Genomic DNA, 1,320 nt, shown 5'->3' on the forward strand with positions numbered 1-1,320 from the left:
GAGCCTGTAATTAAAATTGTGTAATTGCCTGTTTTTGATATGTTCACTCCAACTGAGGAGACAGGCAAATTATGGACGAAAAGAAACTTAAGGCACTCGCTGCCGAACTGGCGAAAGGCATCAAAACCGAAGCTGACCTCAATGCTTTTTCTCGTATGCTGACGAAGTTAACCGTTGAAACAGCACTGAATGCTGAACTGACAGAGCACCTCGGGCACGAGAAGAATGCCCCAAAATCAGGCTCGAATACCCGCAACGGCTATTCATCCAAAACGCTTCTGTGCGATGACGGCGAAATCGAGCTAAACACACCACGTGACCGTGAAAATTCCTTCGAGCCGCAGTTGATAAAGAAAAACCAGACGCGTATCACGCAGATGGACAGCCAGATTTTGTCCCTGTACGCCAAAGGTATGACGACCCGTGAGATCGTCGCCACCTTCAAAGAAATGTACGATGCTGATGTCTCACCTGCGTTGATATCGAAAGTCACCGACGCGGTTAAAGAGCAGGTTATCGAATGGCAAAATCGGCCTCTGGAGTCTCTCTATCCCATTGTTTATCTTGACTGTATCGTGGTAAAGGTTCGTCACAATGGTTCTGTCATTAACAAAGCCGTCTTCCTCGCGCTGGGTATTAATACCGAAGGTCAAAAGGAGCTGCTGGGCATGTGGATAGCGGAAAATGAAGGCGCAAAGTTCTGGCTTAATGTCCTGACTGAACTCAAAAATCGGGGTCTTCAGGATATCCTGATTGCCTGTGTCGATGGCCTGAAGGGCTTCCCCGATGCCATAAACAGCGTATATCCCCAGACGCATATTCAGCTTTGCATCATCCACATGGTGCGTAACAGCCTGAAATACGTGTCATGGAAGGACTACAAAGGTGTCACCAGCGGGCTGAAAGCCGTCTACCAGTCACCGACGGAAGAAGGCGCATTGCAGGCGCTGGAAGACTTCGCAGGCCTCTGGGACGATAAATATCCGCAGATCAGCAAAAGCTGGCGTGCGCACTGGGAGAATCTGAATACGTTCTTCGGTTACCCGCCGGATATCCGCAAAGCGATCTACACCACGAATGCCATCGAGTCACTGAACAGCGTGATCCGCCAGGCAATAAAGAAACGCAAGGCGTTCCCGACAGATGACTCGGTGCGAAAAGTGATTTACCTTGCGATCCAGTCGGCGTCGAAAAAATGGAGCATGCCGATCCAGAACTGGCGGCTGGCGATGAGCCGTTTTATTATCGAGTTCGGCGACCGCATTGAAGGTCACCTTTAATTAATAGGGGTGGCAGTTACACAGAATGATTTACAGGGTC

1 protein-coding gene is annotated in these 1,320 nt (G+C 49.5%); it reads left to right on the top strand.

The annotated features are described in order from the left end of the window. Window positions 1–71: 71 nt before the first annotated feature. On the top strand, window positions 72–1,280 hold the full coding sequence (locus tag H0248_RS21465; protein WP_180787420.1) for an IS256 family transposase: 1,209 nt from the start codon (window positions 72–74) through the stop codon (window positions 1,278–1,280). Window positions 1,281–1,320: the final 40 nt, after the last annotated feature.

Origin of the sequence: Pectobacterium brasiliense, from assembly GCF_013449685.1 — a bacterium.
GTDB classification, from domain to species: domain Bacteria; phylum Pseudomonadota; class Gammaproteobacteria; order Enterobacterales; family Enterobacteriaceae; genus Pectobacterium; species Pectobacterium brasiliense_A.

Coding starts and splice junctions, on each gene's coding strand:
- H0248_RS21465 (WP_180787420.1), top strand. CDS start 72: ATGGACGAAAAGAAACTTAAGGCACTCGCTGCCGAACTGGCGAAAGGC.